Annotated in this window: 1 protein-coding gene; it reads right to left on the reverse strand. The window is 64.9% G+C overall.

Translation table 11 applies throughout. The features are described from left to right. Positions 1–56 precede the first annotated feature (56 nt). Positions 57–398 (reverse strand): anti-sigma factor antagonist BldG, encoded by a 342-nt coding sequence (gene bldG / locus KUM32_RS37305; protein WP_098752640.1) that lies wholly within the window; start codon positions 396–398, stop codon positions 57–59. Between the last annotated feature and the right edge of the window lie 184 nt (positions 399–582).

Raw genomic sequence — 582 nt, forward strand, 5'->3', positions numbered from 1 at the left:
CCCCCCGCCACGACGATCTTCCACCCCGCACCAGTGGAGCGGGGCGTCCGGCACCGTCAGTCGGTGGCGGAGACGGCGTCATCGACCGAGGTGTGAATGGGGAACACCTTGGTCAGGCCGGTGATACGGAAGATCTTCAGAATGCGCTCCTGGTTGCAGACCAAGCGCAGCGAGCCCTCATGGGCACGCACCCGCTTCAGCCCGCCGACCAGCACGCCGAGCCCGGTGGAGTCGAGGAAGTCGACGCCCTCCATGTCAACGACCAGGTGGTAGCTGCCGTCGTTCACAAGCTCGACCAACTGCTCCCGCAGTTTGGGCGCGGTGTATACATCAATCTCGCCACCGACTTCGACGACCGTACGGTCGCCAACGGTCCGGGTCGACAGGGACAGGTCCACGGAACCTCCAGCACCTTGCATCGAGCGGTCGCCCCCCATGGATCGGCAGCCGCGATGGCATTCAATCACTTACCAGTAGGCGCGCACGACGCCTTGAGCCCATTGTCCGCCACGCCAGTGACAGACTCTGGGTCAATGGCCCACAATCAACTCCCACGGTCCGCTGGGACACGTCGCTCCCCGC

The sequence above is a fragment of the Streptomyces sp. AC627_RSS907 genome (assembly GCF_019049165.1).